Source organism: Kitasatospora sp. NEAU-CNBT7, assembly GCF_057220535.1.
In genome coordinates this window covers 155757-182419 of record NZ_JBXQQB010000001.1, presented here as the reverse complement: position 1 = coordinate 182419, position 26663 = coordinate 155757, and the positions used below count along the sequence as shown (strand labels likewise).

Annotated in this window: 23 protein-coding genes and 3 tRNA genes; 16 read left to right on the top strand and 10 right to left on the bottom strand. The window is 73.0% G+C overall.

Annotated features, from left to right (window positions below):
- Positions 1-97 precede the first annotated feature (97 nt).
- Positions 98-3574 (bottom strand): PAS domain-containing protein, encoded by a 3477-nt coding sequence (locus tag AC2TEW_RS00855; protein WP_484621312.1) that lies wholly within the window; start codon positions 3572-3574, stop codon positions 98-100.
- A gap of 202 nt (positions 3575-3776) precedes the next feature.
- Here AC2TEW_RS00855 and AC2TEW_RS00850 point away from each other — a divergent pair.
- The 3 genes from AC2TEW_RS00850 (at position 3777) to AC2TEW_RS00840 (ending at position 4248) form a co-directional block, all read left to right on the top strand.
- Positions 3777-3867, top strand: a tRNA-Ser gene (locus tag AC2TEW_RS00850).
- A gap of 195 nt (positions 3868-4062) precedes the next feature.
- A tRNA-Arg gene (locus AC2TEW_RS00845) sits at positions 4063-4138 on the top strand.
- Positions 4139-4172: 34 nt separating this feature from the next.
- Positions 4173-4248, top strand: a tRNA-Arg gene (locus AC2TEW_RS00840).
- A 100-nt stretch (positions 4249-4348) separates the two neighbouring features.
- Here the strand turns inward: AC2TEW_RS00840 and AC2TEW_RS00835 are convergent.
- Positions 4349-5548 (bottom strand): globin domain-containing protein, encoded by a 1200-nt coding sequence (locus AC2TEW_RS00835; protein ID WP_484621311.1) that lies wholly within the window; start codon positions 5546-5548, stop codon positions 4349-4351.
- A gap of 10 nt (positions 5549-5558) precedes the next feature.
- The gene (locus tag AC2TEW_RS00830) at positions 5559-6014 is read right to left on the bottom strand and encodes a hypothetical protein (protein ID WP_484621310.1); all 456 of its coding nucleotides are present in this window, start codon (positions 6012-6014) and stop codon (positions 5559-5561) included.
- Positions 6015-6308: 294 nt separating this feature from the next.
- On the opposite strand from AC2TEW_RS00830, the gene AC2TEW_RS00825 reads away from it, so the two are divergent.
- Positions 6309-9389: an Ig-like domain-containing protein gene (locus tag AC2TEW_RS00825; protein WP_484621309.1), complete on the top strand. Its 3081-nt coding sequence runs from the start codon at positions 6309-6311 to the stop codon at positions 9387-9389.
- 151 nt (positions 9390-9540) lie between these two features.
- Positions 9541-10893 carry an SPFH domain-containing protein gene (locus AC2TEW_RS00820; RefSeq protein WP_484621308.1) on the top strand — a complete coding sequence of 451 codons (1353 nt, stop codon included), beginning with the start codon at positions 9541-9543 and terminating at the stop codon, positions 10891-10893.
- Positions 10894-10981: 88 nt separating this feature from the next.
- Here the strand turns inward: AC2TEW_RS00820 and AC2TEW_RS00815 are convergent, their stop codons facing one another.
- Complete coding sequence (locus AC2TEW_RS00815; RefSeq protein ID WP_484621307.1) at positions 10982-11947, bottom strand: aldo/keto reductase; 966 nt, start codon at positions 11945-11947, stop codon at positions 10982-10984.
- 163 nt (positions 11948-12110) lie between these two features.
- Between AC2TEW_RS00815 and AC2TEW_RS00810 the strand changes: the two genes are divergently transcribed.
- A complete protein-coding gene (locus AC2TEW_RS00810) occupies positions 12111-12317 on the top strand; it encodes a hypothetical protein (RefSeq protein ID WP_484621306.1) in 207 nt (68 codons plus the stop codon).
- A gap of 207 nt (positions 12318-12524) precedes the next feature.
- Complete coding sequence (locus AC2TEW_RS00805) at positions 12525-13415, top strand: tyrosine-protein phosphatase (protein ID WP_484621305.1); 891 nt, start codon at positions 12525-12527, stop codon at positions 13413-13415.
- 60 nt (positions 13416-13475) lie between these two features.
- Here AC2TEW_RS00805 and AC2TEW_RS00800 read toward each other — a convergent pair whose 3' ends face one another.
- The 6 genes from AC2TEW_RS00800 to AC2TEW_RS00775 all read right to left on the bottom strand — a co-directional run bounded on the left by AC2TEW_RS00800 (position 13476) and on the right by AC2TEW_RS00775 (position 18812).
- A complete protein-coding gene (locus AC2TEW_RS00800; protein ID WP_484621304.1) occupies positions 13476-14459 on the bottom strand; it encodes an RNA polymerase sigma factor SigF in 984 nt (327 codons plus the stop codon).
- Positions 14460-14642: 183 nt separating this feature from the next.
- Positions 14643-15551 (bottom strand): RNA polymerase sigma factor SigF, encoded by a 909-nt coding sequence (locus AC2TEW_RS00795; protein ID WP_484621303.1) that lies wholly within the window; start codon positions 15549-15551, stop codon positions 14643-14645.
- A gap of 285 nt (positions 15552-15836) precedes the next feature.
- Positions 15837-16130 (bottom strand): Dabb family protein, encoded by a 294-nt coding sequence (locus tag AC2TEW_RS00790; RefSeq protein ID WP_484621302.1) that lies wholly within the window; start codon positions 16128-16130, stop codon positions 15837-15839.
- Positions 16131-16196: 66 nt separating this feature from the next.
- On the bottom strand, positions 16197-16337 hold the full coding sequence (locus AC2TEW_RS00785; RefSeq protein WP_179419212.1) for a hypothetical protein: 141 nt from the start codon (positions 16335-16337) through the stop codon (positions 16197-16199).
- 747 nt (positions 16338-17084) lie between these two features.
- The gene (locus tag AC2TEW_RS00780; RefSeq protein ID WP_484621301.1) at positions 17085-18320 is read right to left on the bottom strand and encodes an NsdA family TPR-like regulatory protein; all 1236 of its coding nucleotides are present in this window, start codon (positions 18318-18320) and stop codon (positions 17085-17087) included.
- A 147-nt stretch (positions 18321-18467) separates the two neighbouring features.
- Positions 18468-18812: a winged helix-turn-helix domain-containing protein gene (locus tag AC2TEW_RS00775; protein WP_484621300.1), complete on the bottom strand. Its 345-nt coding sequence runs from the start codon at positions 18810-18812 to the stop codon at positions 18468-18470.
- Positions 18813-19477: 665 nt separating this feature from the next.
- Between AC2TEW_RS00775 and AC2TEW_RS00770 the strand changes: the two genes are divergently transcribed.
- From AC2TEW_RS00770 to AC2TEW_RS00730, 9 genes are all read left to right on the top strand, one after another.
- Positions 19478-19726, top strand: a complete 249-nt coding sequence (locus tag AC2TEW_RS00770; RefSeq protein WP_484621299.1) for a hypothetical protein — start codon at positions 19478-19480, stop codon at positions 19724-19726.
- A complete protein-coding gene (locus AC2TEW_RS00765) occupies positions 19723-20631 on the top strand; it encodes a DUF2637 domain-containing protein (protein WP_484621298.1) in 909 nt (302 codons plus the stop codon). Before AC2TEW_RS00770 ends, AC2TEW_RS00765 begins: the two co-directional genes overlap by 4 nt.
- Entirely contained in the window at positions 20628-20975 is a 348-nt protein-coding gene (locus AC2TEW_RS00760) for a hypothetical protein (protein WP_484621297.1), read from the top strand. The genes AC2TEW_RS00765 and AC2TEW_RS00760 overlap by 4 nt, the downstream gene beginning before the upstream one ends.
- The gene (locus AC2TEW_RS00755) at positions 20972-21340 is read left to right on the top strand and encodes an RRQRL motif-containing zinc-binding protein (protein WP_484621296.1); all 369 of its coding nucleotides are present in this window, start codon (positions 20972-20974) and stop codon (positions 21338-21340) included. The genes AC2TEW_RS00760 and AC2TEW_RS00755 overlap by 4 nt, the downstream gene beginning before the upstream one ends.
- Before the next feature lie 72 nt (positions 21341-21412).
- Positions 21413-22096 (top strand): NUDIX domain-containing protein, encoded by a 684-nt coding sequence (locus AC2TEW_RS00750; protein ID WP_484621295.1) that lies wholly within the window; start codon positions 21413-21415, stop codon positions 22094-22096.
- Positions 22097-22129: 33 nt separating this feature from the next.
- Positions 22130-23254 carry a tyrosine-type recombinase/integrase gene (locus AC2TEW_RS00745; protein WP_484621294.1) on the top strand — a complete coding sequence of 375 codons (1125 nt, stop codon included), beginning with the start codon at positions 22130-22132 and terminating at the stop codon, positions 23252-23254.
- Positions 23254-23595 (top strand): helix-turn-helix domain-containing protein, encoded by a 342-nt coding sequence (locus tag AC2TEW_RS00740; RefSeq protein ID WP_484621293.1) that lies wholly within the window; start codon positions 23254-23256, stop codon positions 23593-23595. The genes AC2TEW_RS00745 and AC2TEW_RS00740 overlap by 1 nt, the downstream gene beginning before the upstream one ends.
- 425 nt (positions 23596-24020) lie before the next feature.
- Positions 24021-26033 carry a site-specific integrase gene (locus tag AC2TEW_RS00735; RefSeq protein ID WP_484621292.1) on the top strand — a complete coding sequence of 671 codons (2013 nt, stop codon included), beginning with the start codon at positions 24021-24023 and terminating at the stop codon, positions 26031-26033.
- The gene (locus AC2TEW_RS00730; RefSeq protein ID WP_484621291.1) at positions 26020-26514 is read left to right on the top strand and encodes a hypothetical protein; all 495 of its coding nucleotides are present in this window, start codon (positions 26020-26022) and stop codon (positions 26512-26514) included. The genes AC2TEW_RS00735 and AC2TEW_RS00730 overlap by 14 nt, the downstream gene beginning before the upstream one ends.
- Positions 26515-26663: the final 149 nt, after the last annotated feature.

Genomic DNA, 26663 nt, shown 5'->3' with positions numbered 1-26663 from the left:
CCTCCCACGACGCCGCCCCTCACCTTGACGCCCTGGCGACGGGTGCCACCGGCGGCGGCTCCCGGGTCCGGACCCGGGAGCCGCCGTCGGTCCGCACTCAGCCGACCGCGCTGACCTCGCCCATCGCACCGATCCGCCCGAGCAGGTCGACGATCCGGGACTGCACGTCCTCGGTGGTCGACCGCTCGGCCAGGAACAGCACCGTCTCCCCGGTCCGCAGCCGCGGCAGCTCCTGCGGGTCGAGGTCCACCGAGGTGTACACCACCAGCGGCGTGCGGTGCAGCCGGTCGTTGGCGCGCAGCCAGTCCAGCAGCCCCGCCCGGCGGCGGCGGACCTGCAGCAGGTCCATCACCACGAGGTTCGGCTGCACGCTGCTGGCCCGGGAGACCGCGTCGTTCTCGTCCAGCGCGTGCTCGACGTGCATCCCGCGCCGCTCCAGGCTGCTGATCATCGCCGCGGCGATGTCCGGGTCGGACTCCACCAGCAGCACCCGCGCCGCATGGGTCTCGCTGTCCCGCGGCGCCAGCGCCCGCAGCAGCACCGCCGGGTCCGCGCCGTACGCGGCGTCCCGGGTGGCCTGGCCGAGCCCGGCCGTCACCAGCACCGGCACCCGGCTGTTCAGCGCGGCCGTCCGCAGCGACTGCAGCGCGGTACGGGTGATCGGCCCGGTCAGCGGATCGACGAACAGCGCCGCCGGGAAGCCCGACACCTGGGCGTCGACCTCCTCGCGCGAACTGACGATCACCGGCCGGTAGCCGCGGGCCTGGAGCGCCTGCTTGGTCGACGGATCCGGCTCCGGCCACACCAGCAGCCGGCGGGCACCGTCGACGGCCGGCGTCACCATGGTCGGCGGGTCCGCCGCGGCAGCCGCCCCGGCGGACTCCTCGCCCGGCCGGTCCGCCCCGGCCATCGGCAGCTCCGCCACCGGACGCGGCGGGGTCCGCGACCCCGCCGGCGCCGCCGCCTCGCCGCCCGCACCCGCCTCGGCGCCGCCGGGCGCGGGCAGCGCGGGCCGCTCCAGCGACTGCAACGCCTGGACGGCCGGGGCCTGGCCGGCGGGCGCCTGGCCGACTCCCTGCGGGGCGTCCGCGAACGCCCCGGGGAACGCGGAGGCGAAACCGCCGCCGAGCGGCCGGGGCGGGGACAGTTCCGCCAGCCCGGTACCGACCGGCTGCGGCTGCTCGGGCGCCTGCGGGCCGCCCTGGGCCGCCGGGAGCTCGGCCCGGCCGGGCCTGGCCAGCTCCAGCTCGGCGGCCGGACGGACCGGCTCCGGCGGCTCGACGGGCCGCGGCGGCAGCGCCGCCGGCCCCGCCCCGGCGTCGGGCTGCGGCAGCTCCGGCCCGTTGCCGCCCGCCGTCGCGTCCGGCTCACCCGGCACGGCGAGGCGGCGACGCCGGCCGGTCGGCCGGACCGCGGGCGCGGCCTCCTCGGCCGTCCCCTGCGCCGGCACACCGCCCGCCAGCGAGTGCTCGAGACCCGGGTACACCGCCGCCCCCGGCTCGGGCAGACCGGGAAGGGCCAGCCCGCCGGAGGACTCGTCACCGGCCGGCAGCCCGCGCCGCCGCCGGGAGGCCCGGGTCGACTCGGGCCGCTCCGCCCCGCCCTGATCCGCACCCGCACCCGGGCCGGGAGCGGCCCCCGCGTCGGGGCCCGCCGCCGGCTCGGCCCCGGCCGGGCCCAGCGCGATGGCGGTCCGGGCCTGCGGGGCCTGCGGCTCCTCCGCCGCTACCGGCACCGCACCCCGGGCCTCGGCCATGGCCTGCGCCTCACCGGCATCCGTACCCCGGCCGTCCGTACCCGGACCGTCCATACCCCGGCCGTCCGAGGCCGGGCCGGGGCCGCCCGGGCCCGGCCGCGCCGCCTGCTCCTGCGCGGTCCCCTCCGGCGCCTGCCGGGCCCGTCCCGCCCGCTGGCGCGACGGCTCCCGGGACCCGGCCCCGCCGCCCTCCGCCTCGGCGGCCGACGGCAGCTGCGGCAGGTCCGGCAGCATCGCCGTGTCGGTCTCCTTCGGCACGCTGCTGCTCCGCCCGACCACCGGGGCGGACGGGTCCAGCGGCAGCTCGACCACGTACGTGGTGCCCGCCCGGTTCGGCAGCTCGTGGCGCTGCAGCACACCGCCGTGGCGCTCCACGGTGGCCCGGGCGATCGGCAGGTGGACCGGGCTCGGCCGGCGCGACGGGCCCCGGACCTCGATCCGGGCGACCTCGCCGCGCTGGGCCGCGGCCACCACCACCATCGGCAGCTCGCCGCCGGAACCCGGCATCGCCGGGACCCCGAGGCCGGGCGCGTCCGGGCGCACCCCGGCGACGTCCAGCGACGGCGTGACCCCGCTGACGTCCGCCACCAGGTGGGCCAGCGCCTGGGCCAGCCGGTCCCGGTCGACCGCCAGCTCGACCGGGGCCGCGTGCACCGAGTAGCGCACCCGCCCGGGGCCCACCAGCTCCCCGGCCCGCTCGACCGCCCGCTGCACCACGGTGTCCAGGCCCGCCTCGGCCCGTTCCAGCTCCTCCCGGCCGGACTCCGCCGCCAGCTCGAACCGCTGGTGCGCCAGCACCCCGTCGATCAGCGTGGAGAACCGCCGGCACTCGTCGGCCAGCCGCCGCAGGGTCCAGTTGGCCTCCGGCCAGAGCTGCCCGGCCGGGTCCCCGGCGAGGCCGTCGATCCGCCGGTGCAGCGCCGTCAGGGCGTCGCCCAGCTCCTGCTCCAGGACGGCCGTCAGATGCTCGTTGCGGGCGCTCAGCGCCAGTTCCTTGGTCCGGTCGGTGAAGGTCATCACCGCGCCGACCAGCTGGTCACCGTCGCGGACCGGGGCGGTGGTGAGGTCCACCGTCACCGGGGTGCCGTCCTTGCGCCACAGCACGGTGCCGCGCACCCGGTGCTTGCGGCCGGAGGTCAGGGTGTCCAGCAGCGCCGAGCCCTCCAGGGCCAGCGGGGTGCCGTCGGCCTGCGAGTGCTGGATCAGCGGGTGCAGCTCGCGGCCGCCCAGTTCGCTCGCCCGGTAGTCCAGGATGTGCGCGGCGGCCGGGTTGACCAGCACCACCCGCCCGTCCAGGTCGACCCCCAGCACGCCCTCGGCGGCCGCCCGCAGGATCATCTCGGTCTGCTTGTGCTGCCGCCGCAGCTCCGCCTCGACCCCGACCCGGGCCGACACGTCGCGGACCAGGAGCAGCAGCAGCCCGTGCCCGGACGAACCGGTGGACTCCCGGTACGGGTCGTAGGCGAGGTAGCCGATGCCCTCGCCGGCGCGGTCGTCGTCGAAGTCGTTCCCGGCGACCTCCACCGGGAAGCTGGAACCGTCGGTGCGCCGGGCGGTCATCCGGACGGGGTGGTCGAGACGTTCGGGCTCGCTCGCCTTGGGCCGCATCGAGCCGGGGATCCGGCTCGGATCGAACTCGGGCAGCAGGTCCAGGACCCCCATGCCGACCAGCGAGGTGCCGGGGGCCTGGAGGCTCTGCACCGCGGCCTTGTTGGCCTCCACCACCGTGCCGTTGCTGTTCACCAGCAGCAGCGCGTCGGGCAGGGCGTCGAGTATCGCGGCGAGGCGAGCAGCGCCTCGGGTCGGCCTGCTGCTCACGTCGACAGGTCTCCTCACGGCTGGGGGCCGCCGCTGCGACTCGCGGCACGCGCTCTCCTCGGGAGACTGGAGTATCTCATTCTTCTTTGCGCCGTGGACGACCCGGCTAGTAACGTTGTCGGTGGTTGGTGCCGGAGCCTCAGGCTGTGGCATCATCGCTTTCGCGCGGAGCAGCTCGCAGCAGCGGGGTGGTCCGAGTGGAGGAGGCGTCGCCTAGTCCGGTCTATGGCGCCGCACTGCTAATGCGGTTTGGGTTTTAAAGCCCATCGAGGGTTCAAATCCCTCCGCCTCCGCCTCCAGGGGAGCCCCGTCGGTCACACCGACGGGGCTCCTTGCGTCTTCCGGGCCCTCCGCCCGGCCCGGGCCGTGGTCCCGGGCCGGGGCCCGCTCCCGGGGCGGGCGGGGGCCGGAGCAATGGATTTCACCCCAGGTCGAGGGTCATGTAATGTTGTCCCCGCACCGCCCGGTCGGCCAGTTCGGCCGGGCGAGCGCTCATAGCTCAACGGATAGAGCACTTGACTACGGATCAAGAGGTTGCAGGTTCGAATCCTGCTGAGCGCACCACAACCCACGCTCGTGGCCCCTCGGGGCCGCCCGAGCGCTCATAGCTCAACGGATAGAGCACTTGACTACGGATCAAGAGGTTGCAGGTTCGAATCCTGCTGAGCGCACCAGCCGAAGGCCCCGGACGGATCGTCCGGGGCCTTCGCCGTTCCCGGCCCGCCGGCCCGCCGGCCCGCCGGCCCGCCGGCCGGGGCCTGGGCCTCGGCCGGGTCAGCCGTACTCGGTGCGGTTGATCCACGGCACGTCGCGCAGGTCGAGGAACCACTCGGACGAGGTCACCGGCCGCACCCGGTTGAAGGTGACGGGTGCCGGGTCGGCCCGGATCAGTTCGGGCCGGGCGCCCTGGCGGGCCAGCTGGTCCGCCAGCCGGGCGGCGAGTCCCGGCGGGCCGCTGAGGTGGATGTCGTGGCCGGAGCAGTCGCGGTGGCGGCCCAGGCGCTCGCACAGCAGGCCGATGCCGTCCTCGTAGCGGGAGCCGTCCGGGGGTGAGGTCAGCGTCACGTCCAGCCAGCGGTGGCGGGCCGCCAGCTGCCGGACGGACTCCAGGTCGTACTGCTCGCCGTGGCGCCGGGCGGCCAGGTAGAGGCTGGTGGGGCGGCCGCCGTCGAGTGCGACCTGTTCGAGGACCGACTTGATCTGCGCCCAGCCGGTGCCGCCGGCCACGGCGATCAGCGGGCGGGCCGACCCGGGTGCGAGTACCGCCTCGCCGAGCGGCGGGCCGATCCGCAGCGACTCCTCCGGCATCACGTCGTTGACCAGCAGGGTGCTGAGCGCGCCCCCGGGGACCCGGCGCACGTGCAGGTCGAGGGTGCCGTCGGCGCGCGGCGCGCAGGCGATCGAGTACGGGCGCCAGACCTGCGGCAGCCGGGGGGAGCAGAGCGACAGGTACTGCCCGGCGGTGAAGGGGTACGGGCGGTCCGGGGCGAGGGTGAGCCGGACCAGGTCGGCGGCGGCCCGGTGGCGGCGCACCACCTGGGCCTGCCACCAGCGCGGGGTGGTCGCGGGCAGTTCGCCGGCCGCCTCGATCATCGCCTGGGAGATCACCGTGTACGCCTCGGTCCAGGCCTTCTCGGTCTCCGGCGTCCAGTAGTGGCCGGAGAAGTGCCGGATGGTGGCGATCAGGCTCTCCCCGACGGCGGGGTAGTGGCCGGGCACCACCCGGAACTTGCGGTGGTCGCGGCCGAGCGCCGCCAGGTAGCCGGCCAGCCGGTCCGGCTCGGTCAGCCGCAGCACCAGCTGGGTGAGCGCGGCGAACAGCCGGTCGCGCTGCTCGTCCATCCGCTCGGGGAACAGCGCCCGGATCCCCGGGTTGTGCGTGAACAGGTGGGCGTAGAAGTACTTGGTCAGCTGGTCCGCGCGGCGTTCGACGACGGCGAAGCTGGCTCGTAGGACGGAGTGGTCGACGGGCACCGGGGCGGCCTCAGCCGGCGGACGGCGACGGGCCCGCCGGCCGGGCGGCCGCCGCGCCCGTGCGCTCGCCGGCCAGGTCGCGGACGGCGGCCTGCACCGCGGCCCGCACCGCCTCGGCCTGCGGGGTCCGGGCGTCCCCGGCGAAGTGGTCGAGCGTCGCCAGCAGGCCGGCGGCGACCGCGGCGCGGTGCTCGGGCCGGGCCCCGGGCCCGGCGTGCCGGCGGACCAGCTCGCCGGTCAGCTCGCCGACGAGCCCGACCAGCGCCTCGGTGTCCTCCGAACGGGTGAGCATGCCGCCGAGCGCCGCCCACCGCCGCACCTGCCGCTCGTCGAGGTCCACGGCGACCAGGGGCCGCAGCGCGGGGCTGTGCTCGAACAGGTGCCGGTAGAAGCAGGCGGCCACCTCGGCCCCGTGCGGCTCGACCAGCGCGAAGCCGTTCCGGATGACGTTGGGATCGATACTCACGGGCGCTGACTCTACTGAGCCGTCCGTCAATTCGAACAGAGATGACTGATGAATGGTCAAGCCATGCCCGGTAAAGCCCGGTTGACCGAGCGGGCGGATGGCTTGAATCCATCGCTTCCGGGTACGCCCTGTGCTGCCGCCCGAGTGGCCGCCAAACGGGTGTCACCGGCGTGGATCGCCGGTGTCGCGGTATGGCCGACTCGAGATCGTGATTCCCTTTTGTCGGATGTTATGGCTGTGTCAGAACTCATGCCCGGCCCGCGACTTGGCGGACGTCATCGAGAGGAGAGCCGGATGAGCCGACCGTCCCCCGACGCCGCTCCGGCACCCCAGGTCCGCCCGGCAGGACGCACCGGAAAACAGCGGGTGGCGCACCGCGCAGCCGCCGCGACATTGGCCGCCGGCCTGCTGATCGGCTGGAATTCAACCCCCGCCGCCGGCCAGCAGTCCCCCGACACCTGGTCGGCCGACCGACGGGCCGTGCTGCCCTCCGGACTTCGGGTTCAGCTGGATTTCGCCCCCCTCCCCGGAGTCGACGTCACCGCCGCCCCGGGAAAACTCGCGGAACCCGCCGGAGGATCCGCTTCCTACACGGACGGACTGCACACCGGCGATCCCGCCGAGACCTTTCTGGCGGCCGAGAAACGCCCCCGCGCGGACGGATCCTGGCGGACCCTGGGCACCCTGCAGATCTCCTTCTCCCGGGCGGTCCGCAATCCGCGACTGCACGTCAGCGGGCTGTCGGGGCTGGCCACCGGAACGAGTGGCAGCACCGGCACGGCCACCCGGCTGACCGTCACCGGCGGCTCCCCGGCCGCCCCCGCCCTGGTCGGCCGCACCGGCTGGTCCGGCTGGACGGTCGGCGACGGCGAACTCGCCCCCACCGGGGACGGCACCGCCGACGGCACGGCGTCCGGCTCCGGCACCCTGGAACTGGCCGGCACCGTCACCACCGTCACCCTCCGGGTCGAACAGCGCAGCACCCCCCGGTCCGGCTCCACCACCGCACCCGCCGCGCTGCGCCAGGCCTACACCGTCACCGTGGACGAGGGACTGGGCACCGCGCCGCAGGGCTACGGCAACGCCTCGCACGTCATCTCCGACCTGTTCCTCGGACAGGACGCCGGCGGATCCGCCGTCCGGGCCCGCCCCGGCCTCACCGGCGAGGTGCCGCAGCCGCTCGTCCCCGGTGAACAGCCGCCCCCGCCGATGCCGTACGACGCCGAACCGTCCGACGGCGGCCCGTCCGACGCCGCGCAGCCCGACGCACCCCCGCCCGACCAGGGCCCGCTGGTCGAACTGGACCACGGCGCCGCCCTGCGCAGCCCCTGGTCCAGCGCCGCACCGCCGCAACTCCAGCCCGGCCGGGGCGAGTACCTCGGGGCGGACCCGACGCTCGAGTTCCCCGCCGAGGCGGCCGTCGGCCGCTACTACGGCCTGACGGTTCCGGTCCGGGGCGGTGACGGCCCGGCCGTCCTCGCGGGCTGGATCGACTTCGACCACAACGGCCGCTTCGACCCGCTGGAGCGGGTGCAGGCCGAGGTGGCCCCCGGCAGCGGGACAGCGGCCCTCGAGTGGACGGTGCCGGACAAGGCGGTCAGCGGGGAGACCTGGGCCCGGCTGCGGATCGCCCGCAGCGGCGCCCAACTGGTCGTCCCCGGCGGCTTCGCCGACTCCGGGGAGGTGGTCGACCAGCGGGTGCGGATCTCGGTCGGCGCGGCCCGCCCCGAGATCTCGGCACCGGTCCCGGGGACCGTCACCGCCGACCCGAAGCCGGAGATCCGCGGCGAGGGCGCGGTCCAGGGCGCCACGGTGGCGGTCCAGGAGGGCGACACCGAACTCTGCCGGACCACCGCCGCCGCCGACGGCAGCTGGACCTGCCGCCCCGCCAAGGCGCTCGGCCAGGGAGCACACCTGCTCACCCCGGTCGAGACCACCAAGGGCGGCATGGTGCTGAAGGGGACACCGGTCCGGCTGACCGTGAAGACCGCGCCGCCCGCCGCCCCCGTGCTCACCCTGCCGGAGTTCACCAACGACCCCGGCCTGCTGATCACCGGCACCGGCGAAGCGGGCAGCACCGTCTCGGTGGCCCTCACCGGCCTGTCGGGCGGCGCCCGGGCGAGCGGCGAACTGTGCAGCACCGCGGTCACCGCCGACGGCTCCTGGTCCTGCCTGCCGGTGGAGAACCTGACGGACGGAAAGCACCAGCTCACCGCCGTCGCCGTCGACCAGGCCGGGAACCGGACAACCGGCAAGGCGGTCGCCCTGACCGTCGACACCGCGGCGCCGGACCGCCCCCGGCTCGGTTCACCGGCCGCCGGCGCCACCCTCACCACCGCCCGCCCCCGGCTGACCGGCCGGGCCGAGGCCGGCACCGCGGTCACCGTCACCGCCCGGCCCGCGGGCGGCGAACCGGCCACCGTCTGCGGCGGGGTCGCCGCGGCGGACGCCACCTGGAGCTGCACCGCCACCCGGGACCTCCCGGACGGCGAACTCACCCTGCAGGCCACCGCCACCGACCGGGCGGGCAACAGCACGGCGGGCGACGCGGTCACGGTGACCGTCAAGGCGGGGAACCCGCCTGCGGCCTCGCCGACGGCTTCCCCGTCCGGGTCCGCAGCGGCCTCCACGTCGGCCTCCACGTCGGCGTCGGCGTCGGCACCGGCCGGGGCGCCCGCCTCCGCCTCCGCTTCGACATCTGCGTCTGCGTCTGCGTCGGGGGCGGCATCGCCCGTACCGGCACCGGCGAGCCCGGACGCATCCGCCTCCCCGGCAGCCGCCGGCCCGGGCGTGAGCCCGTCGCCTGCTCCCGCAGCGGCATCCGGCACGGTGACGGGGGCCGAGCTGCTGCCGCCGCTGCCGTTCGGCCTGTTGCCCATCACGGTGCCACCCGTGGTCGCGCCGCCCACCGTCCCGTCGCCGGCCGTCCCGTCCCCGGCCGTCCCGTCCTCGGCTGCGCCGGGATCGGCTTCCGCGTCCCCGTCGGCGTCGGCGTCGGCGTCGGCGTCGGGCTCCGGCTCGCCCTCGGCGCCGCCCTCGCCGAGCCCGGCCGCCGCCGGTTCGCCGGGCGGGGCGCAGCGGGCCGGATCGGCCGACCCGTTCCTGACGGGGACGTCGTCCGACCGGGTGGAGACCCTCGCGGAGCAGGGCGGTGCGGACCGTGCGCTCGCCGTGCCGCCGGACCGTAAGCCGGCCGCCTCGGCCGCCTCGCCTGCCTCGGCCGCCCCGGACACCGCGGGGGCCGCGACCGCCGCCCAGGGAACCCCGGAGACGGGCTGGCGCAAGGCCGTCGTCGGGGGGCTGCTGATCCTGCTCGGACTGGGCCTGGTGACCCGCCGGGTGTTCGGCCGGGGCAGCGGCTCGCGGCGCCGCTGAGACGGGCCGGCCGCGGCCGGCCCCGCCCCCGACCTGCTGTTCCTGACCACCGATCGAGCGAACCGAAGTGATCGAGCCGTCCCGGTCCCGGCACCGACTGCCGGGCCCGGCCCGCCCGCCCAGCGACGCACCCAACCCCGAGGATCCGTGCATGGACGTCACCCGCGACCCTTCGCCGGGAACCACCCCGAACCCCGCCGGCCCGCCCGACCGCTCCGAACTCCCGTCGGGGGCCACGCAGCTGAGCCGGGCCATGGCCAGGGCCGTGGCGAACCCGCTGATCAGGCCGTCGGCGCTGTCCGACGACGGCCCCGACGGCCCGCCGACCCGCCCCATCCGGCCGATCCGGCCGATCCAGCCCGTCCAGCCGATCCGCATCCTCGGCCGTGACGAACCCGCCGCCGGCCCCACCACCGCACCCGCCCCCGCCGCCCCCGCACCCGCCCACCCGACGCAGATCCCGACCCCGGCGCCGACGGCGGTCCCGGTGCCGCCGCCCGCCGCCGGCAACGACACCCCGGCTTCGCGCCGCCCCCCGCGGGTCGACCACGCACTGCGCGAGCGCACCGCCCGTACCGTTCCCGGGTGGGTCGCGCTGCTGGCCGTCCTGCTCGGCGCGGCCGCGCTGGTGCTGGCGCTGGCCCGGTCGGGGCTGCTGCTGCACACCGGCGCCTTCCCGGACATCCGCAACCCGATCGCCAGGTCGGCCGGTGTGCCGGTGGTGACGGAGCGGGAGATCGGCACCGCGGCCGTCGGCGGCCTGGTGATCATGACGGCGCTGGCCGGGCTGCTGGCCAACGCGGGCGGCGAGACCCGGGTGCTCTCCCGCTGGGGCCGCTACCGGGGCACTGTCCGCCGGACCGGCCTGGTCTGGGTCAACCCGCTGCTGCGCCGCCACCGGGTGGACGTCCGGCTGCGCCACTGGCGCAGCGACCCGGTCCACGTGACCGACCGCAGCGGTACGCCGATCGTCGTGCGGCTGCTGGTCGTGTGGCGGGTCAAGGACACCGCGCGGGCCATGCTGGGCGTCGACGAGCACGAGACCTACCTGCGGGAGCAGGTGCACGCGGTGCTCACCCGTACCGCCAGCACCCTGCCCTGCGACTCCAACGCTGCGCCCGGCCCGGCCCTGCGGGACGGCCAGTGGTTCTCCGACGAGCTGACCAGGGCCCTGGTGGCCGAGGCGGCCCCGGCGGGCCTGGAGGTGTACTCGGTGCAGCCGCTGGCGCTGGACTACGCGCCCGAGGTGGCCGACTCGATGCGCCGCCGCCGGCTCGCCGAGCTGGACGCAGGCCTGCGGACGGTACTAGTGGACGACGCGGTGGAGGCCGCCGCGCTCGCCGTCCGCCGGCTGGAGCGGGCCACCGCGCAGGAACTGGACGCGGCCGCCCGCAGCGCGCTCATGGAACACCTGCTGGTCGCGTTCGTCGCGCCCGCCGGGATGAGTGCCTCGGTACCGGCCCCGGCGGCCCGGCCGTCCCGGAAGGAAGGCCGCCCGGCCTGAGCCACGGCAGCGCGGCGGGGCGGTCCGGTCTGGTTCCTGGGCCCCCCCGCCGCGTCGTACCTCCGTGCCGCCCCGGGCGGCCGCCCGGTCAGGCCGAGGCCTCGTCCAGAAGCTTCAGCTCCTGCTCGGTGAGGACCAGCGCGGCGGCCGCGAGCAGCGGCGGCAGCTGCTCGACCGAACGGGCGCTGGCGATCGGCGCGGCCACCGTCGGACGGGAGGCCAGCCAGGCCAGCGCCACGGTCGCGGGCTCGACCCGGTGCGCGTCGGCGACCTGGTCCAGCGCGGCCAGCACCCGGGGGCCGCGCGGGTCGGCGAGGTAGCGCGCGGCGCCCTGGGCCCGGGCGCTGGCGACCTCCGGTCCGCCCGGCCGGTACTTGCCGGTCAGGAAGCCGGAGGCCAGCGCGTAGTAGGGGACGGCGGAGAGCCCGAACCGGGTCACCAGGTCGGCGAGCGCTCCCTCGTAGGTCCCGCGGGAGACCAGGTTGTAGTGCGGCTGCACCGCCACGTACGCGGCCAGGCCCTCGCGCGCGGAGAACTCCAGCGACTCGGCCAGCCGGTCGGGCCCGATGTTGGAGGCGCCGACCGCGCGGACCTTGCCCTCCCGCACCAGCTCGTCCAGCGCGGTGACGATCTCCTCGACCGGCGTGCCGGGGTCGTCCCGGTGGGTGTAGAAGAGGTCGATCCGCTCGATGCCCAGCCGGCGCAGCGACTCCTCCGCGCCGCGCTTGATCGTCGCGGCGCCCAGCCCGGTGAGTTCGGGGTGCGAGCCGACCTTGGTGGCGATGACGATCCCGTCCCGGTTGCCCCGGCTGCGCAGCCAGTCGCCGATCACGGTCTCCGATTCGCCGCCGGTGTTGCCGGGGACCCAGGCCGAGTAGACGTCGGCCGTGTCGACGAAGTTGCCGCCCGCCGCGGCGTAGGCGTCCAGCACGGCGAAGGACCGGGCCTCGTCCGCGGTCCAGCCGAACACGTTGCCGCCGAGCGACAGCGGCGAGACGGCCAGGTCGGAGGTGCCGAGGGTCACACGTGGGGTGTCGCTCCGGAATTCGGTCATACCGCGAGTCAACCGCACGCCACCGGAGGCGGTTCCGCGGACCCGGGTGAGTTCACGAGCTTGTCGTACGGCCGTTGCAGGAGGTGAGAGGTCCGTGGAGATGGGCACGTCCGCGTGGGTCCGGGGTGTCGGGCGGGTCGCGGAATTGGCTAGAGTCCTGCCCATGGCTGACAACGACTACGACCCCGCCGGCAGCACCCAGATGTTCCGGGCGTTCGTCGACGAGGCCCCGGCCCCGCAGGCCCCGGGCTCCGTGACCACCTACGGCAGCAGCAACAACTCCGGTTCCGGCCGCACCGGCATGATCATCGTCGGTGCCCTGCTGGCGCTCGTCGTGGTCGCCGGCGTGATCTGGCTCGCCGTCAAGTAACCCGTCCCGAACTCCTCCTGCGTCCTCACCCCGGCGGGACCGGGCCCGGCGGACCGGGGACACCGCGGCGCCCGCGCCCGCACGCCGTCCCCCGGGCCGTCCGCCCGGCGGCGCACCGCGCTCCCGCCGGGGTGGCGCAAGCGCCGATGTCCCTAGACTGAACGGGTCCTACGACTCTCGTACGCCCGTGCCCCTGGAGGACAGCCCGTGACGCAGCAGCCCACCGAGACCGCCCGCAGCCTCGGCCTGTCGGGCGCCGTCAACGCTCGCGACCTCGGGGGCTACCCGACCGCGGACGGCCGGGTGCTGCGGCACGGCGTCGCGCTGCGCGCGGACGCGCTCAGCCGGCTCACCGACGAGGACCTGGCGGTGCTCGCCGACCACGGGCTGCGCCGGGTGGTCGACCTGCGCAGTCTGGTCGAGGTCCGCGAGGCCGGCCCGGACCGGCTGCCCGGCCTGCCCGCCGCCGCGCTCGCGGCGGCCGAGTTCTCCGACTCCCCGGGCGTCGTCGAGCCGGCGGACCCGTCCGGCATCGCGCTGCACCACCTGCCGATCTTCGCCGCGGACTTCGACATCTACGTGGCGCTGCGCAACGCGCTCGCCGACCGCGACGCCGACAAGCAGCGGGCCCTGCTCGGCGACGGCAAGGCCGCCGCGATGATGACCGGCCTCTACCGCTGGTTCGTCACCGACCCGGTGGCCCGCGACCGGTTCGCGAGCGTGATCCGGCTGCTCGCTGCGCCCGACGGGCCGCCGCTGGTGTTCCACTGCTCGGCGGGCAAGGACCGCACCGGCTGGGCGGCGGCGCTGGTGCTGACCGCCCTCGGTGTCGACCGCGACACCGTCTTCGACGACTACCTGCTCACCAACCAGCGCTCGGCCGCCCTGATCGAGATGATCGTCGACAGCTTCCACAGCCGCGGCCTGATGAAGGATCCGTCGCTGCTGCTGCCGGTCTTCCGCGCCGAGCGGGTGTACCTGGAGACCGCCTTCGCCGCGGTCGAGGCCGGCTGGCCGTCCTTCGAGGCGTTCTGGCGGGACGGTCTCGGCCTCGACGACGAGGTCCTCGAGGGCCTGCGCACCAACCTCCTGGTCTGACCCGCCCGGGCCGCCGCACCCCGGCGGACGGCCCCCGGCGGACGGCCCCGGCGGGTGCCGCTACGCCTCCGCGATCAGACCGTCCCTCAGCTGGGCCAGGGTCTTGGTCAGCAGCCGGGAGACGTGCATCTGGGAGATGCCGATCTCCTCGCCGATCTGGGACTGGGTGAGGTTGCCGAAGAAGCGCAGCATGATGATCCGCCGCTCCCGGGGCGGGAGTTTGGCCAGCAGCGGCTTCAGCGACTCGCGGTACTCCACGCCCTCCAGCGCCAGGTCCTCGTAGCCGAGCCGGTCGGCGAGCGGGCCCTCGCCGTTGTCGTCCTCGCCGGGGCTGGAGTCCAGCGAGCTGGCGGTGTACGCGTTGCCGACCGCGAGGCCCTCGACCACGTCGTCGTCGCTGACGCCGAGGAAGGCGGCGAGCTCGGGGACGGTGGGGGAGCGGTCCAGCTTCTGGGCGAGCTCGTCGCCCGCCTTGGTGAGGGCCAGCCGCAGCTCCTGCAGGCGCCGCGGCACCCGCACCGACCAGCTGGTGTCCCGGAAGAAGCGCTTGATCTCACCGACCACGGTGGGCATCGCGAAGGTCGGGAACTCCACCCCGCGGTCCGGGTCGAACCGGTCGATCGCCTTGATCAGGCCGATGGTGCCGACCTGGACGATGTCCTCCATCGGCTCGTTGCGGCTGCGGAAGCGCGCGGAGGCGTACCGGACCAGCGGCAGGTTCAGCTCGATCAGGGTGTCGCGGACGTACGTGTGCTCGTCGCTCCCGGCCTCCAGCGCCGCGAGCCGCCGGAACAGCGAACGGGACAGCGTCCGGGTGTCCAGGGTGCGGTCGGCGGGCTCGACGGGCGCCGCCGCGGCCGTCCCGGACCCGGCCGGGCCCGGGCCGTCGGGGCCGGCCGTGCCGCCCGGACCGCCGCCGGGCGCGTCCGTGGCGCACCGGTCACCGGGCCCGGCCGGCTGGCCGGGCACCACGGCGACCGCCGCAGGCTCAAGGATCTCCTCGGCGACCGCCTCGACGACTGCACTGGCCGGCTTTCCGGACACGCGCCCACCCCCTCGTGACTGACCGTTCAACGGGCACCACCAGACAGTGGTTCCCGGATGAGTTCGTCCCCCACCTCAATACCGGCACACTGTCCCCGGCAAACCCGAATGTCGCAAGATGTCACTCGGCGGTAACGCGGTGCGATCCTGCGGCCACGTCCGGGCGCGGGCGCACGACCCGGCTCACTCCTCCCAGGAGTTCCCGGTCCGCAGCCGGGTCAGGATCCGGGCCAGCAGCCGGGAGACGTGCATCTGGGACATCCCCAGCTCGGTGGAGATCTGGGACTGGGTCAGGTTGGCGAAGAAGCGCAGCATGATGATCCGGCGCTCCCGTTCCGGCAGCTGGACCAGCAGGTGGCGCACCATGTCGCGGTGTTCGACGTCGGCCAGCGCCGAGTCCTCGTAGCCGAGCCGGTCCAGCAGGGCGAGTCCGCCCTCGTGCTCCTGGGCGGCCTCCAGCGAGGCCGCGTTGTAGGCGCGGCCGGCGTCCAGGCAGGCCCGGACGTCCTCCTCGGGGATCCGCAGGTTGGCGGCGATCTCCGGCACCTTGGGGGCCCGGCCGTGCACCACGGTGAGCTCCTCCATCGCGCCGCTCACCTGGACCCACAGCTCCTGGAGCCGGCGCGGGACGTGCATGGTGCGGACGTTGTCGCGGAAGTAGCGCTTGATCTCGCCGAGGATGGTGGGCAGCGCGTAGGTGGGGAACTGCACCCCGCGGTCGGGGTCGAACCGGTCGATCGCGTTGATCAGGCCGATGGTGCCGACCTGGACGATGTCCTCCATCGGCTCGTTGCGGCTGCGGAAGCGGGTCGCCGCGTAGCGCACCAGCGGGATGTTGATCTCGATCAGGGCGGCGCGGACCCGGGCCCGCTCGGGGGCGTCCGGGGGGAGTTCCGCCAGCCGTTCGAAGAGCACCCGGGTGAGCGTGCGGACGTCCACCGCGCTGCCGCGGACGCCCGGCCGCTGGTCCTCGGGCCCGCCCGCCGGGGGCGCGGCCGCGGCCGTCCGGGCGCCGGGCGCCGCGGGGGCGGCAGCCGGGGAACCGTCGCCCCGGTCCGCCTCCGGCGTCCCGTCCTGTGTCCGCACGGACACCTGCACCCCTCCCAATGTCGACACCACACGATCCGAGCTGCCTGCTGCCCGGTGCAGACCGGGCGCCGTGGTGCTGCCCGGGGCTCGATCACCACCTCGCCATATCCGGCAAAACCGGTCATAGCATCACAAGTCGTTCGTGGGGCGGGCAAGCACCGGATATAGGCGTGTTGGTGGACGCTGCGGCGAACGGCGGTATGTGCTGCGGCCCCCCGCCCGGGACGGGGACGGGGGGCCGCACGGGTCGTGCGTGTGCCACGGCGGCCCGCCGGGCCGCCGGACCGGTCAGACCTCGATGTCCGCGATCACCCAGGTGGCGAACTCGCGCCACTGACCGGCCGCGGCCTGATGGGCCGGGTGGCCGAGGTACGCCTGCAGTGCGTCCCGGTCCTCGACCAGGCTGTTGATCGCATAGTCGTGCGCGATGTCGCGGTCGGTGGTGTTCCAGCCGCACTCCCACTCGCGCAGCTCGGGGATCAGCGGGCCGAGCGCGGCGAAGGCCTCGGCGCCGGCGACCGCGCGCGGGTCGTCCTTCGAGACGCCGTCGTTGAGCTTGAACAGGACCAGGTGCCGGATCACGAAGCCGCTCCTACCAGTGCAGTGAGGGTGGACGAACCCCGCCACGGTAACCGCCGCGGCACCCGCTCAGTTCACCAGCCCGGTCATGAAGGTCCCGACCGCCTTGGCCGCGTCCGAGATCCCGACGAACCCCGACTGGACCAGCTCGGCGGCGCGGGTGGGGGAGGTGATGATCGTGTAGATCACGAAGATCAGCAGGAGGTACATGCCGACTTTCTTCGCCTGAGCCATCGGACGGGCCTGCCTCCCTAGCGCCGGGCGCCACCCTGGTCCCCGGCGCCCACTCTCCTGGCGGCAGCTTATCCATCGGACGGGCGATCGAGTGAGTGGCGCGTTCACCCGTCGGGACGAAGGTCCCAGCGGGAGGGGGCTTTCTCCGGATGCCCGGGCCGGAGCCGGACGGCAGGATTGGTGATGTGGCGAGGATCTGGCAGGAATTCCCGCCGCACGGAACCGGAGTTCCCCGCTGTGGGACCGGGCGCCGCGGGTCTTCCCCTGACGCGGCACCGGTTGTGGGACCTCCGCAGGGGGAGCGGTCCGTCCCCCCGGGACCGCTCCCCCCTCCTCGGACCTTCGCGGTCTCGCAGGCTCCGCACTCCCCGGGCCCGGTGGTGGTCGGCCCGGACCAGGAGTGCGGAGCTTTCTGCGTTCCCCCGTCGTGGTCCCCCGGTCGTGTCTCCCCACGGGACCGTCCTCGGACGCGGGTACGACGAAGGGCCCGGACTGTGATCAGTCCGGGCCCTTCGTGCGAAGCGGTAGCGGTGGGATTCGAACCCACGGTGAAGTTGCCCCCACACACGCTTTCGAGCTCTGCCCTCGCCCGGACGGGGTGTGTCAGCCGTCCTGTTCTCCGAGCTGCGGCAAGCAGCGCGTGAATCCCGTGAACGCTGGCGGACGGTCGTGGTCGGGACTGAATGAGACGGAAACTGAGCCGGACGATCGCGTGGCGCTGGCCTAGGGGTTGGCCCGGCTGAGCGCGTTCAGGTGGTCAAGGTACGTCTGTGTTGCTGGGGCGTCGGCGTACTGCTCACGGACCACGGTAGCCAGCTCACGGCTCACTGCAAGGATCGACGGGAGCGATTGCCGCTCGCTCCTGAGCGCCCACTCCCCGTAGTTCACAGCGCCTTCGAGATCGCCCTCCTTGGCTGCCACCACTCCGAGGGTCAGGCGGGCCTCGGCGATGCGCATGGGCGATCGTTCGGTGCCGTCGTAGTCGGTGCTGGCTCGGATCACTTCCTCTGCCAGGCTTCGGGCCAGCTTGTATTCGCCGAGCATGCGGTAGCAGTCCATCGCGTAGAAGTCGTACTTGGCCGGGTCCACCACGAAGTGGTTGTCCAGGTTCTCCGGGTACTCCATGCCTTCCAAGAGGCGCCTTCCCCTGTCCAGCGAAACCTCTGCCTGCCGTCGGTCGCCCAGCCTGGCCCACGCCTTGGCCTCCTGCGCCGCGAGCTGTACCGCAACGCCCTGGTGGGCTGCTACATCGGTTCCTGCCCGGGAGGCAGCGAGGACGCCCCGGTAGTCGCCGGCCGTGATGGCGAACCAGGCTCGCATCTCATGCGCCCACCCCTGGATCTCGGCATGCTCGGCCTCGCCTCCGAGCGAGAGAGCGGCGCGGCGGGTGGACTCGGCTGCCCGCCGGTCTCCCATGTCGTACTCAACACAGCCCACCAGGAGAGCCAGCCAGCCCGCCATCGAGAGCACTTCGCGGTGCTGTGCGAGCGTCAGCCGTTGAGATTGGAGACCCGCGACGCGCTTCAGCCACTGCCTTCCTTCGACGGCCAATTGGCCGGGTGGGAGAAACGCGTACTCGGAGCAGAGCCGATCAGCTGTGATGCGGAGAGCGTCCATCGTGGCGTTGTCCACATCTGACGCCTGAAGCCGACTGATGATGTCCAGGGTTTCCATGCCGCTGGCCGCCACGATCTCGGCGTGTCCGTCTCGACGGCCGGCAAGAGGGAAGAGCGCGTGCGTAACCGTCCCGAAGGTGGCTGCGATCAGCGGCTGGTAGAAGTCGCTGGGCACAACCTCGCCGGACTCCCAGCGCTTCCACTGCCGAAGCATCGTGGAGTCCTCGGGCAGCTTCTTCGGCGAGTGCGCGCGGAGAGCGCTGATGGCATCGGCCTGAGACCAGTCCCGAGCGTCTCGTTCTGCGGTGATACGTCGCGCCCAAGCGGGCCTGTCCAAGCTCATTGGTGCCCTCCCTGTGGGTGGTGCCTGCACTGAGTCTGGCATTGCGAGATGGCTGGACAGCAGGGGGTGACAGGGCAGTGACACCACCCCTGTCACCGGCATGACACCACTGGTGTCACTGGTTCATCACTCGTAGCTACCGGATGGTTAGTCAGGAACGGAAGGGGCGACTACACGGCGTTCCAGTTCCGCGACTCGTGCTGTCAGTTGCTTCACCTGGGAGGTGAGATGTTCCACCTGATTCCGAACGTCGTCGCCTTCGGCATTCGGCTCCGCGTCGAGCGTTGCAGGGTCGAAGTCGCTACGCACGAAGGTCCCACGGCCGGGGCTGGCGACGATCAGCCCCTGTTCGCGGAGGACTCGCAGGCCGCTGTGGACCGTCATCTCGGCGATGCCAAACCGCTCCGCGAGCTTCTTCACCGAGGGCAGCTTTGCCCCCGGTTGATGTTCTCCCGATGCGATCTCAGCGCGGAGGACGTCCGCGACCTGCATGTATGGCGCTCGCTCATCCCTCACAAGAGTCATGCCAATCAGGGTACTCCCGAGCCATCTAGGGCATCTAGAGCGATTGGCTTGACGAACTAGAGCCATCTAGAGCAATCTAGATGGCAGATGGCCCGCCGCACTTCAGTGGGTCTCATTCACTCCTGTCAGGCACCTGGCCTTCTTTGGGCTGCCCTGACCTGCGCCAACGCACCATCTGACAACTCAAGAGCGTGATCCACCACCGCAATCCGCCCGTGTCCTGTCCGGCCGGGGTGAGTGGAGACCAGTCGGCCGAGAAGGGGCGCACGCCCTGACACCACCGTCGTCCTGAAGAGGGCGACCCCATGGGACACGCAACCGACTGAGAGGAGCTACTGGCCTCTCAAAAGAACGACGCGGCTGACATTGATCCAGCGACGACCTCCGGGAGGGATCTCCCCGGGGAGAGCTTGGGCCGCGTCCATCGAGATCAACCACCGTGTTCCACCAGTGACCACGGGCCCCGACACCCGCCGCGCCTCGCGTGGTGTCGGGGTCGTGTCGTTCGAGCAGCCAGGCCTGATGAGTCGGGGCCACCGCGCAATTCCTTGGCCGGAGCGCGGCAGCCCCTCGGGCCAACCCCAACTAGGAGAGGTCTACCCGTGAAGTCGATTGTTGCAGGACAGCGTGCCGTGAACTCGGATGAGTTCGCGGAGCTGGCGTTGGGCGTGGACTCGGAGCTGTTCGCCGGTGTGGCCGGCGAGGGCATCACCGAGCGGCGGGCCCGGTTGGACGTGGCGGTGGCGGTGCTGGCGGACCTGCGCCGGGAGGACCCGGAGTTGGCCGCCTACGCCGAGCGCCTGATGAACACGGCCCCGGTGCCGCTCCGCAACACCCGCCGCGCCGCTCGCCCGGATGTGGTGCTGGGGGTGGCGGCGTGACCAGGGCATCGAAGGTCTGGATGGTCACCGGGCTGCTGGCCGTGGTGGTCATGGCGTTCCGGGTGTCCTGGAACGCGCTCAAGGATGTGGCCGGCGCGATCGGCGCCGACCCGACCGCCGCGACCGTCTACCCGTTGGTGGTGGACGGCCTGATGGCGCTCGCGCTGGTCGCGGCGCTGGTGCTGCCGCAGGCCGACCGCAAGTTCGCGCTGCGGGTGCTGGCCGGGTACACGGTCGCCTCGCTGGTCCTCAACTACGTGCACGGTCTGGTCCCGGCGCTGCACGGCGGCGGCCGGGCCAAGCTGGCCGACTGGTCGCCCGCCCACTGGGCCCTGGTGCTGCTCGCCAGCTCGCTGCCGGTCGGCTCCATCTTCTTCGGCTCCGACCTGGTGGCGAAGGTCCTGCACCACAAGCCCGAACCGGCAGAAAACGACCAGAGCACTGTAAATCGGTCGGTGTCTGACCTGCCCGAACCTGCCGACCCGGACCGACTGGGGTCGGTGTACGAGTCGCCCGACCTTGCCCCGGTGGAGCTGCCGACCGTGCCCGCTCCGGTGGTGGAGGCGGTCCGGCCGGTCAAGGCCGTGGCGGCGGTGGCGAGTCGGCCCCGGCGGGCGACCGGCACCGTGCCGCAGTCGGCCCGCACCGCCCGGCCGACCCGCACGCCGGCCGAGCTGCTGGCCGAGGCCCGCACCGCCACGGCCGGGTGGTCGGACGACGAGTTGGTGGCCGACCGGATCCGGGAGGCGGTCCGCACCTCCTCCGCCAAGGCCCGGGAGCTGCGCGACCAGCTGAAGGCCGAGCGGACCGAGCTGGCCGCCCGGCCGGGCCTGCACGCGGTGCCCGAGCCGAAGACCACCACGGCGGCCGAGGACACCCCGGCCGCCGAGGGGGTGGCGTCGTGAGCGCCGGTACCGCTGCCGGTCAGGTGAACGCGGCCGGTGCGCTGATGGCGATGGTCACCGCGTTCCGGTCCCTGCCCGCCCCGGCCTTCCGGCTGGAACGGCTCTGGGGCTGCGGGGGCAGGGTCGAGGCCGCGTGGGGCGTGACCCTCGCCCTGCACGACGGGCTGGGCCAGTTCGAGCAGTGGCGCGCCGCGCTCGGCCTCGACCCCGCCGACGTCACCGCCCACCTGGACGCGAACGGCCCGCACTGGCTGGAGACCACCGGCACCTGGTCCGGGGTCCCCGTGCAGCTCATCGGCCACTTCCACTTCACCGACCCCCGGCCCGGGCCGGGCGCCGGGTGAGTGCCCGGCCCGCCGACCGGGGCGAGAACACCGGCACGATCCCGACCTACCGGTGGCGGCAGGCCCCGGACGGATACGCGACCCTGCGTCAGCTCCGTAAGCGGGGGCTGCGGCCGGGCGGTCAGCCGGTGGCCGCACAGCTCCACTGGCGTTCGCGCTTCGGCGGGACCGCGCTGGCGTTCCTGTACCGGATCGACCTCGCCCGGCCGGTCCGCCCGATGACCCCGGCCAAGGCCGCCGCGCTAGCCAAGGCCAACAAGGCCCGGCGGATGTGCCCCGGCTGCGGGCGCGACGCGGGCTACGTCCTTCCCGCCCACCTGGGCACCTGCGTGCCATGCGCCGACAGCCTGCCGATCGCCGCCTGAACGGCCCGAACGGACCACCCCAACTCCCGTGCACCACAGCCTGAACCACGACCGGACCAGGAGAGATCAACCATGAACGAGATCACCGAGAGCATCCCCGCCGGACGCCGCACCTGGTCGGCGCCGTGGTCGCAGTACGCGCCCACGGACGTCACGCCGCCCGAGCTGCGACCGGCGGCACTGGCCCACCACGTGCCCGCCTGGGCCGAGGCGGCGCCCACCCCGACCGACGTGCACGACTGGCAGCAGCGCCAGGCCGCCGCGCTCGTTCCGTTCGACCTCGACGGGCGGGGATGGCCGCTGCACCCGGCCGGCCGCACCGGATACACCGGCCGCAATCTCGGCAAGTGGGGTGAGAACGCGGCCGCTGACCCGATCGTGATCGCGGGCACCGGCCAGGCCCGGCGGATCCTGCTGATCACCCGGGACGACATCGGGGTGGAAGCGATCCCGGGCGGGATGGTCGACCCGGGCGAGACCGCCCCGCAGGCGCTGGTGCGCGAGCTGCGCGAGGAAACCGGCGTCGACCTCAGCGACCACCAGCCGGTCATCCTCGGCACCGCGCTGGTGGACGACTGGCGCCAGTCCGACCACGCCTGGGTCGCCTCGACCAGCGCCCTGTACCTGAACCCTCGCGAATTGCATCAGATGGGCGAGAACCCGCAGGTCGCGAGGCCAGAGAGGCGTCCGACGGGGCTCCATCCTCCTACAACTCGGTGGCCTGATCAGGGAGTTTGGCGATCAGATCCCATCTGATGCAGGATTTGCCCTCTGGAAGGGAGGGCGGGAGTGGGTCAACAGCGACGTGCCGACCTGGCTGGGGCGGCTCATCTGGAGCTGGTCTCCGGGGTGGTCCAGCTGCGTCCGCAGGACGCGATGGTCGAGGCGATGCTGCGGGGGTGGCGGGCCCAGCAGGCCGCCCGCGGGCTGCGCGAGGATACTGTCACTGCCCGCGAACGGCTCGTGCGTCGGTTTCTGGAGCACACCAACGAGTACCCGTGGGCCTGGATGCCGGGGCATGTGGATGAGTGGTCACTGTGGCTGACCAGCGAGAAGCACCTGGCGCCGTCCACGATCCGCAGCTACCAGGGCAGTCTTCGGCTGTTCAGCGAGTTCCTGATCGACGGCCGCTACGGCTGGTCGGTGGCCTGCGAGGACGCCTTCGGCACCCATCCGGTGGCGATCTGCCACGAGTGGAACACCATCGCCCACCTCAACGACTACGAGGGCACGCCGGAGGCGAGGCCGTTCACCCGGGAAGAGATCCAACTCTTCCTCGACTACGCCGACGACCAGGTCGACCGAGCGGTGCGTGCGAAGCGCAAGGGAGCCCTCGCCGCCTACCGGGACGCCACCCTCTTCAAGGTCATCTACGGGTGGGGCCTGCGCCGAACCGAGGCGGCCAAGCTTGATCTGGTGGACTTCGGCCGCAACGCCTCGGCTCCGCAGTTCGGCCGGTACGGCACGCTCAACGTCCGCTACGGCAAAGCGAAGAAGGGCCAGCCGCCCAGGCGTCGGAACGTGCTGTCGGTGATGGACTGGGCGGTGGAGGCCGTCGCCGACTACGTCGAGAACGTCCGGCCGCGGTTCGGCTGCGAGGACCACCCCGCGCTGTGGGTGACCGAGCGGGGCGGCCGGATCAAGCCGGCGGAGATCAACGCCCGGTTCGTCGCCTATCGAGACGCGCTGAAGCTCCCGAAGGAGCTGGTCGTCCACTCCGCCCGTCACGCCTACGTCACCCACCTCACCGAGGACGGCGTCGACCGCCGCTTCATCCAGCAGCAGGTCGGTCACGAGAACGACAGCTCCACCGCCATCTACACCCACGTCAGCGACGACTTCATGAACACCATGCTCCACAAGGCGCTCGCGCCCGTGCTCGCCCCGATCACCTCCGCAGACAAGGACCGCTGATGGCCGCCAAGCTCGACTACCACTGGCACCTGCGCAAGGTCATGGCCGACCGGGGGCTGTTCTCCACCACCGACCTCATCCCGCTACTGGACAAACGCGGCATCACCCTGTCCTCCAGTCAGGTCTACCGGCTCGTCGTCGAACGCCCCGAACGGCTCAGCCTGAGAATCCTCATGGCCCTGCTCGACATCCTCGACTGCAGCATGGACGACCTCATCGAACCCGTGGCCGCGGTCGGAGCTGGAGCAACCAGTCGGACGAAGAAGGCAGTTGGCGCCGAGGCCGGTGTCGGTGATCTTCGACCCAAGCGGGCCCGCATCCGTGGTGCCGAGCGATCGTGACCACACCGGGACACCCAGGCCGGGCCATCTCCGACCCGATCGGAACGATCGTGGACCTGGTCGCGGCCATCGAACCTCAGCTGGGAATCGAGCAGATCCGCCCAGTGGTCACCAGTCTCGCGGGTGGCCGGGCGAAGGCCCGCCGCCTTGCCTCACACCTGGCCGAGCGTCCCGGTGTGCTGACCGACGGCCGGTCACCGGCGCCCAGGGCCATAGGTGACCTGCTCATTGCGCTCCGCGAGGCAGGCGCCTCGCACCTCTCGCCCCCGTGTTGCGCCGACTGCGGCAAGCCGATGCGAACCCTCCAGCGCCGCGGGCAAGACTGGTACTGCTGGAGCTGCCGACCGCAGCCCGCACCCTGCACTGCCTGCGGAAACACCCGTCGGGTCACGACGCGGGACCGCGCTGGGCGGCCGCGATGCAAGATGTGTCCGGACGTCGACGACCGGGATCCGATCAGCGTCATCCACACGGTGGTCACCGCACTCGACCCGGCCGCCGATCGCGAGGTGATAGCCGATGCGGTCCGCGGGTCCGCAGCACGCCCCTCCTACCAGCAGAAACTCGCCTGGGCCCTGGAAACTGACCCCGGCCTGCTCACCGGGGACGGGCACCTCTCATCCCTTCGCGCCATTTTGCGACTGATCGATCTCCTGCACACCGCGGGCATCGCCGGAGTAGTCCCACCCACCTGCCCCGGCTGCCACAGAGTCGTCCGCATCGACAAACCACTCGACGGCCAGCGGGTTTGCCGCACCTGCATCGCCCACAGCCGCCTTGAGGACTGCTCGCGCTGCGGAGCCCGCCGTGAACCCGCCACCCGCGACGACCAGGGCCGGCCGCTCTGTCCCAACTGCCTGATCACCGACCCCGCGAACCTCGAACCCTGCATCAGCTGCGGCCGCCGACGCCTGGTGGATACCCGCACGCCAGACGGTCCGATCTGCCCGAGCTGCCCCGCTCTCCGCACCGCGACCTGTTCCATATGCAGCGAGAACAGGCCCTGCGGCACTTCCCGCACCACCGGTCGCCCGTGGTGTCCTACCTGTCAACGCCGCACCGCCTCCTGCTCGGCCTGCGGCCGCATCGCGGCCGTCGTCTCCGGGACCCTCGCCGAACCCCTCTGCGTCGACTGCACCGCCCCCGAGGTCTGGCACACCTGCCCCACCTGCACCGATCCCGACTATCCGCACCCGGGCCAATGCGCCCGCTGCCTGATCAACCAGCGCCTCAACGAGCTGCTGGGGCCTCCAACGGAGACGCTCCACCCCGGGCTCCAGGCCCTCCGGCACAACATCGCCACCGCCGAATACCCCGTCACCGCCAACCGCTGGTTGAACAAGCCGTCCATCGCCCCGGTGCTCGCCGATCTCGCCGCCGGCCACCGGCCACTCACCCACCAGGCCCTCGACGAACTGCCCGACAGTCAGCCACTCGCGCATCTGCGTCAAGTACTTGTCAGCGTCGGCGCCCTGCCCGAACGCGACGAGCACATGGCTCGCATCGAACGCTTCCTCGCCAGTCTCCTCGCATCCCAGCAAGACCTTGACCAGCGCAGCCTCCTCCACCGCTATACGACCTGGCACCTCGTCAGACGCCTACGTAGCAGGAACAACGGCCGACCCGCCACGCCGCAGCAGTTCAACTCCATCCGCCAGCACACCCACGCTGCCGTCGCCTTCCTGGGCTGGCTCGCCACCCATAACCTCACCCTGGCCACCTGCGGACAGGGCGACCTCGACCGCTGGCTCACCGACGACTCGGCCACCTACCGCTGGACCGCTGGCCACTTCATCCGCTGGGCCCGCACCAACAAGCTGACCACCATCCACGCCCCCGCCCACCGCTGGAGCGGCCCGACCCACCCCCTGGACGACCAGCACCGATGGGAAACCGCCCGCCGACTCCTGCACGACCACACCGTCAAATCCGAGGACCGGCTGGCCGGCCTGCTTCTCCTCCTCTACGCCCAAAGACCCGCAGCGATCAGCCGTCTGACCACCGCAGACGTCGAAGCCGACGATCAAGGAGTGCGCGTCCACCTCGGCCAGGCCCCCATCCGGCTACCCGACCCAGTAGCCGCACTCGCCCGCGCCGTCGCAGCCAACCGCAAGGGCCACGCGACCATCGGGGCACTGGCACCGTCGCCCTGGCTCTTCCCCGGCGGCCAGCCCGGACGCCCGATCAGCACCACGCAGCTCACCCAGCGGCTCAACAACCTCGGGATCCGCCCCAACCAGGCCCGCAGCACCGCACTGTTCCAACTCGCCACCCAAATCCCCGCCGCGATCCTCGCCCGCACCCTGGGCATCCACACCGACGTCGCCGTCGCCTGGCAGCGCCTCTCCGCAGGCGACTGGACCAACTACGCCGCCCAGGTCAGCCAGCGCATCAACCGGCCCCAGCCACACGGAGACGATGACCATGCCTCTCGATGACCAGCACATCTGGGCTCTGCTGAGGGCCCTCGACGATCCCGACCACATGGAGTTCCCTCAGCACTACGACTACGCGACGACCCGAGCCCGATTCAACCTGCTCGCAGCCAGGTTGGATCAGCGGTTCGACTGCACCTGCTCCGTCGATCGAGGCGTCCAGGACGCCAGCCACCACGGGACGATCGTCATCCCCACCGCCGCAACGGCCAGCGGCGACCACATCGCCATCCGCGTCAGCAACTTCGGCAACATCGTCGCCGTGACACTGGGGAACCCCGGCAGCTACGACGAGGACGAAGAGAACCTCCTCTTCGAGACTGCCGACCGGCACCGCATCGACGACGAACTCGAAGCGCTCGGCTATATCGCTGTCTCCGAGCACCTGCTCTGGACGCAGTACGACGGCGGCAGCAACCTCGCTGCCTACAACCCGATCGAGCACCCACCAACCTGGTGGGACCGCTTCTTCGACTACCTGTGAGTCCACCCCCGAGCAGCTCTGCACGGCGGGCATTCGGACAGTTCCAATACCCGACGTCACCATTACTGCCCGCCACCGTCACCGCGACCGCTGCCGATGACGCACTGGACGCCACCTGGTACCCGGCCGCCTCGATGGCTGCCCTGGAA

What these genes read in the sequence shown, in the direction of transcription:
- AC2TEW_RS00825 (WP_484621309.1), top strand. Translation starts at nt 6,309, where the DNA reads ATGAGCCGACCGTCCCCCGACGCCGCTCCGGCACCCCAGGTCCGCCCG.
- AC2TEW_RS00820 (WP_484621308.1), top strand. Translation starts at nt 9,541, where the DNA reads ATGGACGTCACCCGCGACCCTTCGCCGGGAACCACCCCGAACCCCGCC.
- AC2TEW_RS00815 (WP_484621307.1), bottom strand. Translation starts at nt 11,947, where the DNA reads ATGACCGAATTCCGGAGCGACACCCCACGTGTGACCCTCGGCACCTCC.
- AC2TEW_RS00810 (WP_484621306.1), top strand. Translation starts at nt 12,111, where the DNA reads ATGGCTGACAACGACTACGACCCCGCCGGCAGCACCCAGATGTTCCGG.
- AC2TEW_RS00785 (WP_179419212.1), bottom strand. Translation starts at nt 16,337, where the DNA reads ATGTACCTCCTGCTGATCTTCGTGATCTACACGATCATCACCTCCCCC.
- AC2TEW_RS00780 (WP_484621301.1), bottom strand. Translation starts at nt 18,320, where the DNA reads ATGAGCTTGGACAGGCCCGCTTGGGCGCGACGTATCACCGCAGAACGA.
- AC2TEW_RS00775 (WP_484621300.1), bottom strand. Translation starts at nt 18,812, where the DNA reads ATGCAGGTCGCGGACGTCCTCCGCGCTGAGATCGCATCGGGAGAACAT.
- AC2TEW_RS00750 (WP_484621295.1), top strand. Translation starts at nt 21,413, where the DNA reads ATGAACGAGATCACCGAGAGCATCCCCGCCGGACGCCGCACCTGGTCG.
- AC2TEW_RS00740 (WP_484621293.1), top strand. Translation starts at nt 23,254, where the DNA reads ATGGCCGCCAAGCTCGACTACCACTGGCACCTGCGCAAGGTCATGGCC.
- AC2TEW_RS00735 (WP_484621292.1), top strand. Translation starts at nt 24,021, where the DNA reads ATGTGTCCGGACGTCGACGACCGGGATCCGATCAGCGTCATCCACACG.
- AC2TEW_RS00730 (WP_484621291.1), top strand. Translation starts at nt 26,020, where the DNA reads ATGCCTCTCGATGACCAGCACATCTGGGCTCTGCTGAGGGCCCTCGAC.